This window comes from Ferrovum sp. JA12, from assembly GCF_001431705.1.
GTDB lineage: Bacteria > Pseudomonadota > Gammaproteobacteria > Burkholderiales > Ferrovaceae > PN-J185.
Map to the genome: position 1 here is coordinate 143,438 of NZ_LJWX01000002.1, position 15,817 is coordinate 159,254.

Genomic DNA, 15,817 nt, shown 5'->3' on the forward strand with positions numbered 1-15,817 from the left:
CTCCTCCTACTTTATTCTAGGAATTAGTTGTTTTTTATTATTGTTTTAAACTATCGTGATGTCGGTTAACGATAGACCGGTAAGCGGCGACATAACTGACTGACTTGACTAATCACTTGCTCTATCACTGCCTGATCCTCAGGAGCTTCCAGCACATCAGACACCCAATTGGCTACCTGTTTAATTTCCTCGATTCCAAACCCGCGGGTGGTGGCAGCTGGAGTGCCTATCCGAATGCCAGAGGTAACGAAGGGTTTTTCAGGATCATTGGGAATGGCGTTTTTATTCACGGTGATATGCGCTTTCCCCAGGGCCGCTTCAGCGAGTTTGCCCGTGATAGCTTTAGCTCTTAAGTCCATCAAGAAAACATGGCTTTGTGTTCCGCCAGATATTATTCTTAGTCCTCTTTCAATGAATGTCTCTGCCATGGCTTTTGCATTGGCTTTAACTTGTTGTTGATAAGTCTTAAACTCAGGGCGTTGAGCTTCTAAAAATGCGGTGGCTTTAGCCGCAATCACATGCATTAAGGGCCCGCCCTGAATACCAGGAAAAATCATTGAATTGAGCGTTTTTTCAAATTCATTGGAAGATAAAATAATACCGCCTCGAGGTCCTCTAAGAGTTTTATGTGTGGTGGACGTCACAAAATGAGCAATACCCACTGGGCTGGGATACTCACCAGCTGCCACAAGTCCCGCATAGTGAGCCATGTCCACGAGTAGATAGGCCCCGACGCTGTCAGCAATATCTCTAAAGCGTTGCCAGTTGATTTCCATGGAGTAAGCAGAGGCCCCAGCCACGATCATTTTGGGTTTGTGTTGTTCGGCAAGTTTAGCGACCTCATCATAATCAATTAACTCAGTTTCAGGATGTAAACCATAGCTCACTGATTTGTAAATTTTGCCACTAAAGTTAACGCTGGCACCATGGGTTAAATGACCACCATGGGCGAGAGACATTCCAAGAATGGTGTCTCCGGGTTGGAGTACTGCCATGTAAACCGCAGCGTTGGCTTGTGACCCTGAATGCGGTTGAACGTTTGCGTATTCAGCACCAAAGAGTTTCTTAACCCGCTCAATAGCTAGTGTTTCGGCAATATCCACAAATTCGCAGCCGCCATAGTAACGTTTACCTGGATAACCTTCTGCATATTTATTCGTTAAAACGGATCCCTGTGCTTGAAGTATGGCAGGACTGGCATAGTTCTCAGAGGCGATTAACTCAATATGATCCTCTTGACGGCGATACTCTTTCTGCATAGCGCTCCATAATTCAGCGTCTGTATCAGCGAGTAATTTTCTTGTATCAAACACGGTATTTATCTCCTCATGTTGCATTGCAATGTAAAAACGTTTAAAAACAAAAGCTTAACACTGGCCTAATTAACTCATAAACTAGAGTATAAATAAACTAAGTATCGTTTAGAATTGTTATAAGTCAAATTGTTAGCCAGATTTAACTTAAAACCCTACAATATTCCGTTACAGTAAAACAACTTATTTCATTGGAACAAGCCTTGATTAATTCTAATAATGCCAGAGAATGGCTGATTCAGTTAATGCAAAAAGCGATTAATGCGGCAAATCCTAAACTCTCACTCCCCCATTATATGCCCCCAGTTCCTCGAGGAAAAACCATTGTGGTAGGTGCCGGTAAGGCAGCAGCTTCCATGGTACAGGCTTTTGAGGACAATTGGCCTCATCCCATAACAGGTTTAGTGGTGACCCGCTATGGACATAAGGTTCCTACCCGTTTTGTGGAAGTGGTGGAGGCAAGCCATCCTGTTCCAGATCAAGCGGGACTTGAGGCGGCACAACGTATTTTACAGTTAGTCCAGAATTTAACCAAAGATGACTTAGTGGTGTGTCTTATTTCAGGTGGGGGGTCTGCCTTGTTAACCGCGCCGTCCCCAGGACTCACCTTGGCCCATAAACAGGCCATTAATAGCGCTCTACTTAAAAGTGGGGCCACTATTGATGAAATGAATTGTGTGCGCAAACATATATCAGCCATTAAAGGAGGACAGTTAGCTTTGGCTTGTGCGCCAGCTAAGTTATGGACTTTGCTCATTTCAGATGTACCCGGGGATGATCCGTCGGTGATCGCCTCGGGTCCTACTGTGGCGGATCCCACCACTTTTCAGGACGCGTTAGCTATTATTGAAAAATACCGTATCTTAGAACCCCAAGCGGTTGTGGACCACTTAAAGCGGGCGGAACGTGAGACACCCAAACCGGGTGACAAGAGGTTAGAGGCGAATCAATATCATTTGATCGCGACGCCACAAATGTCTCTTGAGGCCGCCGCTCAATTGGCTAGAGAGAACGGTATTACGCCTTTGATTCTAGGTGACTCTCTTGAGGGCGAAGCACGCGATGTGGCAATGGTACATGCCGGTATTGCCAAGCAAGTGCTGCGTCATGGACAGCCTTGTGCAAGACCTTGCTTATTACTGTCAGGGGGAGAAACTACAGTGAGTGTTCGAGGAACAGGGCGAGGGGGTCGTAATACTGAGTTTTTGTTGGCCCTTAGTGTTGCCCTTGGAGGCCTCGATCATGTTTTTGCCCTGGCTTGCGATACCGATGGCGTAGATGGCACAGAAGATAACGCTGGAGCCGTGATGACTCCAGACACTCTGACTCGTGCTCAAGCCTTGGGTATATCGGCGAAAGCTTATCTTGCAAATAATGATGGCTATGGATTTTTTGAGCAGTTAGGAGATTTGGTGATAACAGGACCAACCCTGACTAATGTTAATGACTTTAGAGCAATTTTAATTTTATAAATTTTATACGGGGGAGTTTGAGAATGCAGTCTGATATCGCCATTGCACAACAGGCCAAACTAGAAAGAATAACAACCATCGCAAAAAATCGCTTAGGAATTGCCGATGAACATTTAGAGCCTTATGGGCACTACAAAGCTAAAATTTCTCTTGAATATTTGAAGTCTCTGGAGAACCAACCCGATGGTCAGTTGGTGTTAGTCACCGCCATCAGTCCTACGCCAGCAGGAGAGGGGAAAACCACTACTACCGTGGGTTTAGGGGATGCCTTAAATCGGATTGGTAAGAAAACTATGATTTGCTTACGTGAACCCTCGCTCGGCCCCGTATTTGGTGTCAAGGGAGGTGCTGCAGGGGGGGGATATGCTCAGATTGTGCCCATGGAAGATATTAACCTTCACTTTACAGGGGATTTTCATGCGATTGCCGCCGCGCATAATCTTCTTTCTGCATTAATTGATAATCATATCAATCATGGCAATGATTTGAAAATTGATCCACGTTTAATTCAGTGGAAACGGGTCGTGGACATGAATGACCGAGCCTTACGTAAAGTGATAGTGGGCCTCGGTGGAACGGCCAATGGCTTTGTGAGAGAGGATGGATACGATATAGTTGTCGCCTCAGAGGTCATGGCAATTTTATGTCTCGCGAGTTCTCTGCAGGATCTTAAAGACAGATTGGGGCGAATTATTATCGGTTATCGTCAGGGCGATCGCGCTCCCATTTATGCCAGCGACTTAAAAGCCCATGGGGCTATGGCCACTTTGTTGAAAGATGCGATTAAGCCTAATTTAGTCCAGACTCTAGAAAATAATCCTGCCATTATTCATGGCGGGCCCTTTGCCAATATTGCCCATGGATGTAATTCGGTGATTGCCACCAAAGCGGGGCTTAAGATGGCCGATTATGTGGTCACTGAAGCGGGCTTTGGCGCAGATTTGGGTGCGGAAAAGTTCATTGATATTAAATGTCGTATGGCAGGACTAAATCCCGCAGCGGTAGTGTTGGTAGCCACGATTCGGGCTCTCAAGTTTCATGGGGGAGTGGCTAAGGATGATTTAAACCAAGAAAATATTGAAGCGTTGAAAAAGGGCTTAGTGAATCTTGAGCGTCATATGGATAATATCCTCACTCATTTGGGATTACCCTGTGTGGTGTCGGTCAATCATTTTACCTACGATACTGAAGCTGAAATTAGCATTCTGCGTCAACGAGTTGAAGAGTTGGGCGGGCGTTTTGTCTTGGCTAAGCATTGGGCAGAGGGAGGGGCAGGAGCTGAGGAGGTGGCGAGGGCTGTGGTTGATATGTGTGAGAGCGCTACCTCCCCTTCTACTTTTGTTTATCCCAGTGAGATGAAGCTAGAGGATAAAATTAAAGCAGTGGCCACTAAGATTTACCGCGCCGGTCAAGTGACCTTTGCAGACAGCGCTTTAAAGCAATTACGGGACTGGGATAAGCACTTTGGTTCATTCCCTGTTTGTATGGCTAAAACACAAATGTCCTTTTCTACCGATCCCTCCTTAAAGGGGGCGCCCGTTGGGCACACCGTGCATGTTAGGGAAGTGCGTATTGCTAACGGAGCTGGCTTTGTGGTGGCTATTTGCGGTGACATGATGACCATGCCTGGTTTGCCTAAAGTACCTGCCGCAGAAAAAATTGATATAGATGCCAATGGTCAAGTGTTAGGGTTGTTCTAAGCGTGCCAAGAACAATAACCGATCACTTTTCTTTACCACAATGGCTTGATTACCAACATCTTCTTCATCAGCAAGTCATTGAGCTGGGTTTGGAGCGGGTGAGGCGTGTGGCAGATAAAATGGGGCTCGTTCCCCACTGTCCTGTGTTAATGGTGGCAGGGACTAATGGCAAGGGTTCAACCTGTGCTTTTTTGAACGCCATGTTAGATCATTTAGGTTATCAAGTTGGGGTCTATACATCACCTCATTTGGTTCGCTATAACGAACGTATTATGCTTAATGGTCAAGCGGTCAGTGATCGGCTATTGTGTGAGCATTTCCAAAAAATAGAGGAAGCACGAGGAGATATAACACTGACCCCCTTTGAGTTTGGGACCCTTTGTGCTGTATCCATTTTTATCGAGCAACAAGTGGATATCATGATTCTCGAGGTGGGTTTAGGCGGGCGTTTGGATGCGGTAAACATTTTCACTCCGACGGTTGCCATGGTGACTAGTATCGGCATTGATCATGTTGAATATTTAGGGGACAACAGAGAGGATATTGGGCGCGAAAAGGCTGGTATATTTCATGCTGCCACCCCGGCTCTGTGTGCTGACCCTGATACGCCACAGAGCATTCTTAATTATGCAAAGCAAATCGGTGCGCCACTGAGTCTTTGGGGGCAAGATTTTTCTTTAACGGCAATGGGTGATTATTTAAGATTTACAGGTTTTGGAGTGGATTTTAGCCCCCTTCCATATCCTGCTTTAAAAGGTGATTTTCAGCGACGTAACGCTGCCCTCGCCATTGCGGCCTTACTCAAGGTGACTCCTTCCATAACCCTTACGCTTGCATCTATTCAATACGGTTTAGAGAAAGTATTCATCCCAGGACGATATCAGTTACTGATGCGTCAGTGCCCTATTATTTTAGATGTTGCTCACAACCCAGATGGGGCCAAGGAATTAAGTCATAATCTGTTAGCGAGTCCCGTATCAGGGCGTACTGTCATGATTTTTGGTATGTTAAAAGATAAGGACATTGCCGGGGTCATTGAGCAATTAAAGGGTGCTGTGGATGAGTGGCATGTGGCAAATGTTCCTGACCCCAGAGGGTCTAGTGGAGCATATTTGAAACGATTGATTGCAGACCAGGGTGCTCAAGTCATGGAACATCCTTCATTACCCGGCGCTATGCAACAAGTGTTAGGCAGGGTACAAGGTAATGATCGCATTGTGGTCACCGGTTCTTTTGTTACGGTGGGAATCATAGTGGATTATTTAGATCAATTGCGATGATTTTTTTAGATATTTATCGAGTTGATTAAAGTAACTTAGCGCAAGGGAGGAGGGCTGTAAATATTTAAAACGGTTGTCTGCGCCAGGTAAAATATCGATAAGTCCTCGTTCGCGTAATTGTTTTAATCGTGCATGCAAGGTAGCTGAGGAGGCAAGATTCTGTTGTTTGAGAATATCAGTGACTCTAATCAGTTGATTATGTTGGCAAGCATGACCAATCATAAATAAAATTTCTTTTCCTACACTATCAATATCATGATAGGGCGCTTGTGCCTCCAGTTCTTTAGTCATGGTATAGAAATGAAACAGAGATTTCATAGGTTTAGATCCTGAAATACTTTGTTACATATTACAGCAAAATAAAGCATTAAAAAACAGTTTTTTTGATTAAAAAAATATTGTTAGATGCCTTATCCTAATCACTATGAGTCATTTCTTACCATTACTAATCCTTTTACTTCTGGCCTCTATCTCAGATATCACAACACGTACTATCCCTAATACATTAATCGTCCTGGGAATGATTCTCGCTGTGTTTAACATCCTTTGGGGTGGAACGATGAGTATGCTGGATATGCTCAAAATACTGGTTGTAGTGGGGTGGGTGGGCTTTCTATTATTTAAAATAGGATGGTTGGGTGCAGGAGACATTAAACTCATTATGATGATCGAGATGTTCTTACCTCTCAACGACTTTCTGTTAGCAATGCTCTATACCATGGTGTTAGGTGGGGTGGTCAGTCTTGGGTATAAGTATTTAAAGTCTGACCATGGAGTTCCCTATGCGCTGGCTATTACTCTAGGAGTTTTGTGTCAAAGACTGTTGATGGATCAAGGAGTTTTTCCAGGATAGTGAAATGGTTGGAGTGTTGCATGACGGTTAAAGAGTCATTAAGTTGACTGGCTAACACAAAAGATTGAGTCTGCCTAATTAACTCAGGCAACTCCTCATCACCCACCCAAAGCTTGGTGGGGCATGGAGATGAGTGTTTGCTGTACAGTGGAGAGAGTAAAGATAACTCTGTCAGATCCACTTGTAGCGATGGAAAATAACGAGTTTTGACGAGGGGGGCTAAGTCATAGATACCACTGATTAATAGACGCTGGGTTAACCATGGGTAATCATCACTCATTAAGGCTAAGTGGGCCCCCGCAGACCAGCCGCAGAGTATTTGCTGAGTAAACTGGTTATCAAAGTATTGTTGCAAACTTAATAAACCTTGATTAATGCTGGAAATTATTGCCCGCAATGGTAACTCAGGTGCTAAGGGGTAGCCAATATGAGCCACAGCCACTCCTTTTGCAACATAGGGCTCGCTTAAAAAGTAAAAATCTTCCTTGGCACGGGACTGCCAATAACCACCATGAATAAACATGAATAATGTTTGCGTTAACCGATGGGGGAGAAAGACTTGTATCGCTTGACGAGTATGAGTGCCATATTGAATAGTCTCTTGTAAGGGCCAGTTTCTAACCCATTGATCACTTCTCTCGCGCCATCCGCTGGTTATCTCAAGAACATTGTTCACGGCCTTACTGTTATCATAGGACAATTGTGCTTCTTCTTCACTCCAGTTTTGCCAGTTAGGAGGCGATGGGATCATGGCTATTCCTTGTCTAAAAGTGATAAGCTGTTAACATTTTATTGGTTAGAGGTTTTATATGTACAAATACCACAAAAAAAATCTTTTTCAACATTTTTTTATTATGGGTTTAGTGAGTATCATTAGCGCTTGTGCCTTAACAAATACGCCAACAGTGAAAGCTCCTCCAGTAGATTTGAAAGAATTAGATCCCTTTTATCTATCATTCTTAAAAGAGCAATGTCGCGGTTATTCTCTCAAAGAAGGGACGCCCGAATTTGATCAATGTTTAATGAAATTGGCTAACGAAAACCGTGATGTCAATATGTATAAATATTCCAATCAATACCGGAAAAAAGTCGCTAAGGCTTTAAATAATATTTCAGCTCAAGACGCAAGCCAAGCTACCCCGCTCCACTCCTCAGGGGCCGTCATCCCTCAAAATCTATCCTCCCAGAGAGCTGCCACAGTTCCCCTTGGCCCAGTAACCAGCTCGTTAATGGATGCCGTGAAAGATTGTGACCAACTCAAAGCAACCCCCTCTGTGAGCAGTGAGGTGATTGGTAAGTTATTAGTGGCTAATGAACAAAGTGACAATAAGCTGGACTTGTTGGCTAATCACAATAAGATTACGGCAGATCAAAAACCATTGATTAAAGCTTTTGCTAAAGCTCATTATGCCTGTTTTAAGGAGCTTGATAAACAAATTGGTAGCGTGTCTCAGGCCGATGCAGTGAGTAATTACATGAATACTACTGATGAGATATTGGCTCAGTTTTACTCTGGAGACACAACGATTGCGCAAACCAATAGCGCTTTTCTCAAGGCTAAAGCACTCAGAGACAATGCCTTATCCCGCATAACAAAGTGAGTGTTATCTAAGAGTCGACTCGTACCCATCGGCGCCATCAAACTAAATCTTTTTTATGGTACTGATGGTTAGAGTCGAATATCCACAATATGCCTAGGTAGCACATGTTTTAAATCATAAATAATGTGAGGGTCCTTTACCCATCCCAGCATTTCCTGTGTATCGAGTTGTTTAAATTGATCATGGCCCACGGCGATGATAAGACCGTCATAATCACCCGACTGGGGATGGTTTATTAAGGAATATCCATACTCTTTACCCACTTCCTCATTATTTGCCCAGGGATCTAAAATATCCACATAACAGTCAAAAGAACGTAAAACTTCCACTAATTTAGCTACTTGTGTATTACGAATATCCGTACAATTTTCTTTGAAAGTGAAACCAAGAATTAATATTTTAGACTGAGCAATAGAAATTTTTTTTTGCACCATTGCTCTGATCATTTGATTGGCGATATGGCGTGACATGTTTTCATTTATTCGTCTGGCACTATTTACTAATTCCGGATAATGGCCAACAGTTTGCGATTTAAAAGATAAATAGTAGGGATCAACTCCGATACAATGCCCGCCCACAAGACCGGGTCGATAAGGATGAAAGTTCCATTTGCTTTCCGCGGCTTGAAGAACAGATTCGGTATCAATACCAAGTTCATTAAAAAACACGGTAATTTCGTTGATAAAGGCGATATTGATATCGCGCTGTGTATTTTCAATGATTTTAGCAGCCTCAGCGATTTTAATGCTGTCAGCAAGATAAGTGCCTGCGATGATGATTTCTTGATAGAGGGAGTCGATTAACTTACCAATCAGAGGAGTTGAGCCGGAAGTAATCTTCTTTATATTTTCTATTTTACGATTTTTATCACCAGGATTAATTCTCTCTGGACTATACCCACAAAAAAAATCATGGTTAAACTGAAGACCTGAGGTGTCCTCTAAAATTGGCACACATTCTTCCTCCGTTGCGCCAGGGTAGACCGTAGATTCATAGATAACGATATCGTTTTTTTTTAGATATTGCCCCACTAATTTAGAAGCTTTAATCAGCGGACTTAAATCGGGCTGATTATTTTTTTTAATGGGTGTGGGTACTGTAATAATGTAGCAATTCGCGTCTTTTAGCTGTCCACTGTCATGGGTGAACGAGAGATAGCGTGCTTGTTTAAATTCTTCTTCATGCACTTCATGCTGAATATCCACGGCTTTTCTTAATTGAGATATTCGTTCCTCTTTAATATCAAAACCCAATACTGTTCTTTTTTTACCAAAGGCGATAGCTAGAGGCAAACCTACGTAACCTAGGCCAATGATGGCAACTTTAATATCTTCCAATTGATGCATAACTTACCCTAATTTATAAGACCATTTATTGTGCGATGAATGTGCTTTGCAATTGTTGAAAATTGTTAATATACGTTGGTAAATATTACGTAATCATATTAATAAGAAAAAATGATAGTTTTTTTTATTTAGTCTTTATTAGGGCTTATAATAATTAATGCTACTTTTGACAATATTTGACAGGTAACAGATTATTTATATTTTACAATTTATACCTTTAACTTAACTTAATTTAACCATTCTTTAATCATCACAATGTTAACCTTATAACCTAATTAAAGATTGGACAATAAATTGAAAATTGAACATTATCCGATAAGTCCAAAAGCTCCGCCTTTTTTGATTGCAGAAGTGGCATTAGGTCATGAAGGCAGTCTTGGTATGGCCATGTCTTATATTCAGCTAGCTAAATCCTGTGACGCTACCGCTGTGAAATTTCAGATGCACTTAGCCGATGAAGAAAGTACGCCATGGGAACCCTGGAGGATCCCCTTTAGCCAACAAGATAAAACACGTTTTGACTATTGGCAAAGAACCTCTTTTACCTTTGAAGAATGGCAAATATTAAAAGAACAGGCGGAAAAGTTGGGGTTGGTGTTTTTATGTTCACCTTTTTCTCTTAAGGCCTGTGACTGGTTGGAGAGGTTACAAATCAGTGCGTGGAAAGTGGCCTCTGGAGAAATGCATAATCGTCAATTAATCGACAGATTAATGCTATCAAAAAAACCCATTATTTTATCCAGTGGCTTAAGCAAAATGGAGGAAGTGATTAGCCTTGCAAAAGACTTTACAGAAAAAAATATTGATGTCTGTTTGTTACACTGTACTAGTCGTTATCCCACCGAGGCAGAGGAAGTGGGATTAAATATTATGCAGGATATGCAAGCAGCGCTGCCGGAACTTCCTGTTGGCTTATCCGATCATTCTGGGGAAATTTATCCTGCAGTGATAGCTAGTTATTTAGGGGCGGCTGTTATTGAGGCGCATTTAACTTTCCATCACGCTATGTTTGGTCCAGATGTGAAGTCATCGTTAACCCCTGATCAGTTCAAAGAAATGGTGAGGGCGACGAATTTTGCTCGTCACATGGCTTGGCATAGAGTAAGTAAAGAAGACCAAGTTCAGCAACTAAGTAATACACGTATCATGTTCTCTCGGAGTCTTTATGCTCAACTAGCAATAAAAAAAGGGGATGTTTTAACAGAATCCCATTTGGGCTATAAAAAACCTGGGGGAGGATTATTGTATGAGCAAAGAGAGTTGATTTTAGGAAAACAAGCCAAAAGAGATCTTCCAGTTAATCATTGTTTGAGGATTGACGATTTTGAATAAAAAAATCTGTGTAGCGATTACTGCTCGGCCCAGTTATTCGCGCATTAGAAGTGCCTTAGAAAAATTAAGAGACAATCATCGGATTGATTTAAGTGTTATTTGTTCAGGCTCTGCACTGTTACCCCGTTATGGCAGAATTGTTGACTATATTAAACATGATGGTTTTAATGTTACAGATGAATTATATACCTTTGTTGAAGGGGATGAGCCCATTAATATGGCATTAACCACTGCCAATACAATGAGTATGACAGCACAAGTATTTAAAAGAATAGCCCCTGATTTTGTTATTACCATTGCCGATCGTTATGAAACCTTAGGGACAGCTGTTGCGGCATCCTATATGAATATTCCCCTAATACACATCCAAGGTGGTGAAATCAGTGGCAATATTGACGAGGTGGTTAGGCATGCTGTCACGAAGCTATCTGACTATCATTTGGTGTCTAACGAATATGCTGCCCACCGTGTCCATACTTTGGGAGAGCCTGTCGAAAATATTTTTATTACAGGTTGTCCGTCAATTGTAATTGCTGAGGAATCTAAGCATCTTAGTGAGGAGTATTTAATTAACTCAATTAAGGAACATTTGGATCTAGAGGTTTTTAATATTAATGATCCTTTCATTGTTCTTTTACTGCACTCTGAGACGTTGCATTATGAAGACAGTTTTAACAACATGTTATTACTGCTTAGGATAGTAGAGAAATTAGAAATCAATGTTTTAATCTTCAGTCCTAACTTGGATAGTGGCTCTGATGCTATTTGGGCGGCTATAGACTCTTTTAAAAAAACCTATCAAAAAAAACATTTTTTTTATATCAATAATCTTGAAGGACATGTTTTTTTAAAATTGTTATCCTTGAGTTTATGTCTGATTGGTAATTCTAGTGTAGGCATAAGAGAATGCGCTTTTTTAGGTATCCCTGTTGTGAATATTGGTGAGCGTCAAATGGGACGAGAGCGGGCTAACAACGTCATTGATGTGGCATGGGATGAATATGAAATTACCGCCGCACTCATTCAGCAGCTAACTATAAAAAAATATTCGCCATCATCTTTGTATGGTCATGCGGAGGCGGGGCAATTAATTGCCAATGTCATCGCCGATTTGGCGCTCTCAGACAACTAGATCTCTTCCACCTCAAGGAAAGGAAGTATTTGATCTTAACTTGAAATGAGATGAAGAGAGTCAGTGAGTAGTGGTTGTTGAGCAGATGATAAAGCTATAGAGTGGTTTACACCTATCTCTGATGACTCCTTGGGATACTAAGTATTTTTGTGTTAAGGACGACACCCGCAAGTTAAGTAATGGTTTTGTGACAGGAACGAGGATCTCCAAGACAAAATACGGTAGAGTAGAGCTTTATAGTAAAAGATAGTATCTTGCACCTATGAGTACTCATATATTACTGGTTGATGATGACACAGACTTGTTGCGTCTTTTGACCATGCGTCTTGAGGCTGCCAATTATCGTGTTTCCGCCGCCACCACCGCAGAGGAAGCTCTTGCCAAAATTGCTATTGAACGACCTCAATTGGTGGTCAGTGATGTTCAGTTACCCGGTCTTGATGGTCTAAAATTGTTCGATGAAATCAGGCAACGTCATCCGTTGCTGCCGGTTATATTGATCACTGCCCACGGCACTATTCCTGATGCCGTGGAAGCGACGACTCGCGGGGTATTTGGTTACCTTACTAAACCCTTTGAGGGTAAAGTGTTGCTAGATAAAATTGCTGAAGCTTTATCGATTTATCGCGTTAGTCCGCAACAAACAGACCCTCTTAAAGAGGATTGGCGCGCCCACATTATCAGCCGTTCTGATCGCATTGCAGAGTTACTTAATGAAGCTAAAATGGTGGCCCAATCCGATGCCAGTGTATTAATACGCGGTGAGAGTGGCACGGGTAAAGAATTGTTGGCACAAGCCATTCATCGAGCCAGTCCAAGAGCGAATCGACCCTTTGTTGCGCTAAATTGTAGTGCCATTCCAGAGCATCTCTTGGAGTCAGAGCTTTTTGGTCATGTGAAAGGAGCCTTTACCGGAGCGAGTCACTCCTATGATGGGTTATTGCGGGCAGCGGATAGGGGCACCTTATTTTTAGATGAAATTGGCGATATGCCGGTGAATCTCCAGGCAAAATTACTGCGTGTCTTGCAAGAGAGAAAAGTTCGACCAGTGGGCTCTAGCCACAGTATTGATGTGGATGTACGCATTCTTTCTTCCACTCATCAGGATCTTGAAGCTGCTATTCGCGAGGACCAATTTAGAGAGGATTTATATTATCGGTTAAATGTGGTGGAACTCATCTTGCCACCACTTCGAGAAAGAAGAGAGGATGTGTTGTTATTGGCTAATCACTTTTTGATGCGCTTAGCACAGAAGTATCACAAGGTTCTCAATGGCTTTACGCCCGATGCCATCGAAGCATTAAGCACCTACTCATGGCCAGGTAATATTCGTCAATTGTTTAATGTCATTGAACAGGTTTCTGCGCTGTCAACAGGCTCACTGATATCCCATAGCTTGATCCAGCGAGCCCTGAAGGTTCCTTCCGTTCAGATCTTAAGTTTGGCTGAAGCCAGAGAGCGTTTTGAGCGGGATTATCTGATTGGTTTACTCAAAGTGACCGGTGGAAACGTAGCCGATGCAGCTCGCCTTGCTGAAAGAAACAGAACGGAGTTCTATCGGTTACTACAAAAACATGGTCTTACCCCTGACACTTTTAAGAAATTAGAGAGCCAAATGGATGTTGTCACCATTGAGCGACAACCCTAACCCATTGATCTGAATAGAGATTCTTAGTTTCTTTCGTTATCTGTCGTAAATTAGCGACAAATTCCTGCCTGTTTTATTGTTTGAAAAGGCTTTAACCTTTTTATAGTCATTAAAATCAATGGGTTAGAGGTTTAAATTACGATGGCATGGATCATGCTAATAGATCGGCATGAACCCAAATGAACATATCCACTTAAGTCATTCCGCGCAGCTTGCGCCGCCTATTAACCGTGGCTCCATGGTGGCTCAGCCCTGGACAAGTTTTACCCAAGGATTAGCCTTAATGAAAGAGTCTATTCGAGAGCCCAAACTAAGACTCACTCCCCCGTGGCTAAAAATAGCCATGGAGCGTCGTCGAGTATTGATGGCCTTGGTGGCACTGACCACCGCAACGGTGGCTTATTTATGGATAGCTAATCAGAATAACTGGGGTTTCTGGCCTCTTAAAGTAATTCAGTTAACAGTGTTTTTAGTTCTCACAGCTTGGTTAGCGGCGGGCTTCTTTACCGCGATAATGGGTTTTTTAGTGGAACTGTTTGCCGATGGTTTTGCCCTCAGTAGTCGACAAGTGGCTAAGTTAAGTCTCTCAGAGCATAGTAAGACTGCGGTGATTATGCCGATATGTAACGAGTCAGTGGATACGGTTTTTGCAGGATTACGGGCTACCTGTGAATCTTTGATGCAACGCTCTGAAGCAAAACAATTTGATGTGTTTATTTTATCAGATTCCTTTGATCCCGTTATTTTAGCCGCGGAACTCAATGCATGGTCCACATTACGTGATGAGTTGCAAGGTAGAGTCAATTTATTCTATCGTGTTCGTCAGCGTCGTACCCGCCGCAAAGCAGGGAATGTGGCAGACTTCTGTCGACGTTGGGGTAAAAACTACCAGTACATGGTGGTATTTGATGCAGACAGTGTGATGAGTGGTGAGGCTTTGGTCACCTTAGCTAAGTTAATGGATCAACATCCCAGTGCGGGAATTATACAAACCGTTCCGCAGCCCTGCGGTGTGGATACCTTACATGCTCGAGTGCAACAATTTGCAGCTCGCGTGTCAGGGCGTCTTTTTACTAAAGGAATGCTCTACTGGCAATTGGGTGAGTCTCATTATTGGGGACACAATGCCATTATTCGTATAGAACCCTTTATGCGTCACTGTGCCTTGGCAGATTTACCAGGTAATGGTGGATTAAGTGGTCATATCATGTCACATGATTTTGTGGAAGCTGCCATGATGAGACGTGCTGGGTTTGATGTGTGGTTAGTCACTGATATTGAAGGCAGTTATGAGCAGCAACCTGCCAATCTTCCCGAAGAATTACAACGCGACCGTCGTTGGTGTCAGGGAAATATTAAAAATATACGTCTTAGTGCCGAACCGGGCTTTGCTATGGTACATCGATTCATGTTGTTAACAGGGGTCTTAGCCTACGCTTCTTCCCCTCTGTGGCTACTCTTAATTGTCACGAGTACCTTCATTTATTCCCTTGAGTATTTTCTGGGGCACTCGGTGAGTGACGATCTACTCATTAACCACTATTCAGACCTGTGGTTGGTCACGTTGGTGTTATTATTTTTACCGCGTATATTGTCCTTCTTTGTGATTCTCTATAAAAAAGAACAGCAACAATATGGTGGCCTCCATAACCTTAGTAAAAGTATTTTGTTAGAAGCGCTGTATTCAGCTATGGTTGCTCCCTTGAGGATGATGGCCCATACCTACTACGTTATCTCTGCCCTAACCGGGTTGGGTCTTGAGTGGAAATCTCCGCTGCGTGAATCTAAAACATTACCATGGAAAGCCACCTACCTTTATTTCATGCCTTACCTATGGCCGATAGCTTTATTATGCTTAGTCACTGTACTGATTGCGCCAAGCACCCTAATATGGCTATTACCAGTTGTGATTCCCGTGTTTTTAGCTACCCCCTTTGCTGTGATCACCAGCAGCAGTTACGTGGGTCTCTGGTTACGGGTAAGAAACCTATTTATCACTCCTGAGGAAGCCTCTGCGCCAGCTGTGATGCAACAAGCATGGTACTATAGTGGTCGCTATACGAAATTGAATAGGCTTTTGCGTTGGTTAAGACAACCCAAAGCAAGTTCAGGCGCAACCGCTTACCATTTACGCTAAGGC

Annotated in this window: 13 protein-coding genes; 9 read left to right on the forward strand and 4 right to left on the reverse strand. The window is 42.8% G+C overall.

The features are described from left to right. Positions 1 to 65: 65 nt before the first annotated feature. On the reverse strand, positions 66 to 1,313 hold the full coding sequence (gene glyA, locus FERRO_RS05770) for a serine hydroxymethyltransferase (protein ID WP_056929949.1): 1,248 nt from the start codon (positions 1,311 to 1,313) through the stop codon (positions 66 to 68). A gap of 245 nt (positions 1,314 to 1,558) precedes the next feature. Between glyA and FERRO_RS05775 the strand changes: the two genes are divergently transcribed. Genes FERRO_RS05775 through folC form a run of 3 tightly spaced genes read left to right on the forward strand, consistent with a single transcriptional unit; the run spans position 1,559 to position 5,765 of the window. After that, positions 1,559 to 2,785, forward strand: coding sequence for a glycerate kinase type-2 family protein (locus FERRO_RS05775; RefSeq protein WP_056930618.1), 1,227 nt, complete (start codon positions 1,559 to 1,561; stop codon positions 2,783 to 2,785). Positions 2,786 to 2,808: 23 nt separating this feature from the next. Further along, on the forward strand, positions 2,809 to 4,485 hold the full coding sequence (locus FERRO_RS05780) for a formate--tetrahydrofolate ligase (RefSeq protein ID WP_056929950.1): 1,677 nt from the start codon (positions 2,809 to 2,811) through the stop codon (positions 4,483 to 4,485). 2 nt (positions 4,486 to 4,487) lie between these two features. Then, positions 4,488 to 5,765, forward strand: coding sequence for a bifunctional tetrahydrofolate synthase/dihydrofolate synthase (gene folC, locus FERRO_RS05785; RefSeq protein ID WP_056929951.1), 1,278 nt, complete (start codon positions 4,488 to 4,490; stop codon positions 5,763 to 5,765). On the opposite strand, the gene FERRO_RS05790 is transcribed toward folC, so the two are convergent. Further along, positions 5,748 to 6,083, reverse strand: a complete 336-nt coding sequence (locus FERRO_RS05790; RefSeq protein ID WP_056929952.1) for a hypothetical protein — start codon at positions 6,081 to 6,083, stop codon at positions 5,748 to 5,750. The two genes, folC and FERRO_RS05790, sit on opposite strands and share 18 nt — an antisense overlap. A 106-nt stretch (positions 6,084 to 6,189) precedes the next feature. Here FERRO_RS05790 and FERRO_RS09950 point away from each other — a divergent pair, with 106 nt between their 5' ends. Next, positions 6,190 to 6,618, forward strand: a complete 429-nt coding sequence (locus FERRO_RS09950) for an A24 family peptidase (RefSeq protein WP_082601216.1) — start codon at positions 6,190 to 6,192, stop codon at positions 6,616 to 6,618. Here FERRO_RS09950 and FERRO_RS05795 read toward each other — a convergent pair. Further along, positions 6,560 to 7,369, reverse strand: a complete 810-nt coding sequence (locus FERRO_RS05795; protein ID WP_056929953.1) for an alpha/beta hydrolase — start codon at positions 7,367 to 7,369, stop codon at positions 6,560 to 6,562. The two genes, FERRO_RS09950 and FERRO_RS05795, sit on opposite strands and share 59 nt — an antisense overlap. Before the next feature lie 58 nt (positions 7,370 to 7,427). On the opposite strand from FERRO_RS05795, the gene FERRO_RS05800 reads away from it, so the two are divergent. Then, entirely contained in the window at positions 7,428 to 8,219 is a 792-nt protein-coding gene (locus FERRO_RS05800) for a hypothetical protein (protein WP_056929954.1), read from the forward strand. Positions 8,220 to 8,287: 68 nt separating this feature from the next. Here the strand turns inward: FERRO_RS05800 and tviB are convergent, their stop codons facing one another. Further along, complete coding sequence (gene tviB, locus FERRO_RS05805) at positions 8,288 to 9,565, reverse strand: Vi polysaccharide biosynthesis UDP-N-acetylglucosamine C-6 dehydrogenase TviB (protein ID WP_056929955.1); 1,278 nt, start codon at positions 9,563 to 9,565, stop codon at positions 8,288 to 8,290. A 294-nt stretch (positions 9,566 to 9,859) separates the two neighbouring features. Here tviB and FERRO_RS05810 point away from each other — a divergent pair, with 294 nt between their 5' ends. The 4 genes from FERRO_RS05810 to mdoH all read left to right on the forward strand — a co-directional run bounded on the left by FERRO_RS05810 (position 9,860) and on the right by mdoH (position 15,814). Further along, the gene (locus tag FERRO_RS05810; protein ID WP_056929956.1) at positions 9,860 to 10,897 is read left to right on the forward strand and encodes an N-acetylneuraminate synthase family protein; all 1,038 of its coding nucleotides are present in this window, start codon (positions 9,860 to 9,862) and stop codon (positions 10,895 to 10,897) included. Beyond that, positions 10,890 to 12,029 (forward strand): UDP-N-acetylglucosamine 2-epimerase, encoded by a 1,140-nt coding sequence (neuC, locus tag FERRO_RS05815; RefSeq protein ID WP_056929957.1) that lies wholly within the window; start codon positions 10,890 to 10,892, stop codon positions 12,027 to 12,029. The genes FERRO_RS05810 and neuC overlap by 8 nt, the downstream gene beginning before the upstream one ends. A gap of 262 nt (positions 12,030 to 12,291) precedes the next feature. After that, positions 12,292 to 13,677 carry a sigma 54-interacting transcriptional regulator gene (locus tag FERRO_RS05820; RefSeq protein ID WP_056929958.1) on the forward strand — a complete coding sequence of 462 codons (1,386 nt, stop codon included), beginning with the start codon at positions 12,292 to 12,294 and terminating at the stop codon, positions 13,675 to 13,677. Between the two features lie 169 nt (positions 13,678 to 13,846). Then, on the forward strand, positions 13,847 to 15,814 hold the full coding sequence (mdoH, locus tag FERRO_RS05825) for a glucans biosynthesis glucosyltransferase MdoH (protein WP_082601218.1): 1,968 nt from the start codon (positions 13,847 to 13,849) through the stop codon (positions 15,812 to 15,814). Positions 15,815 to 15,817: the final 3 nt, after the last annotated feature.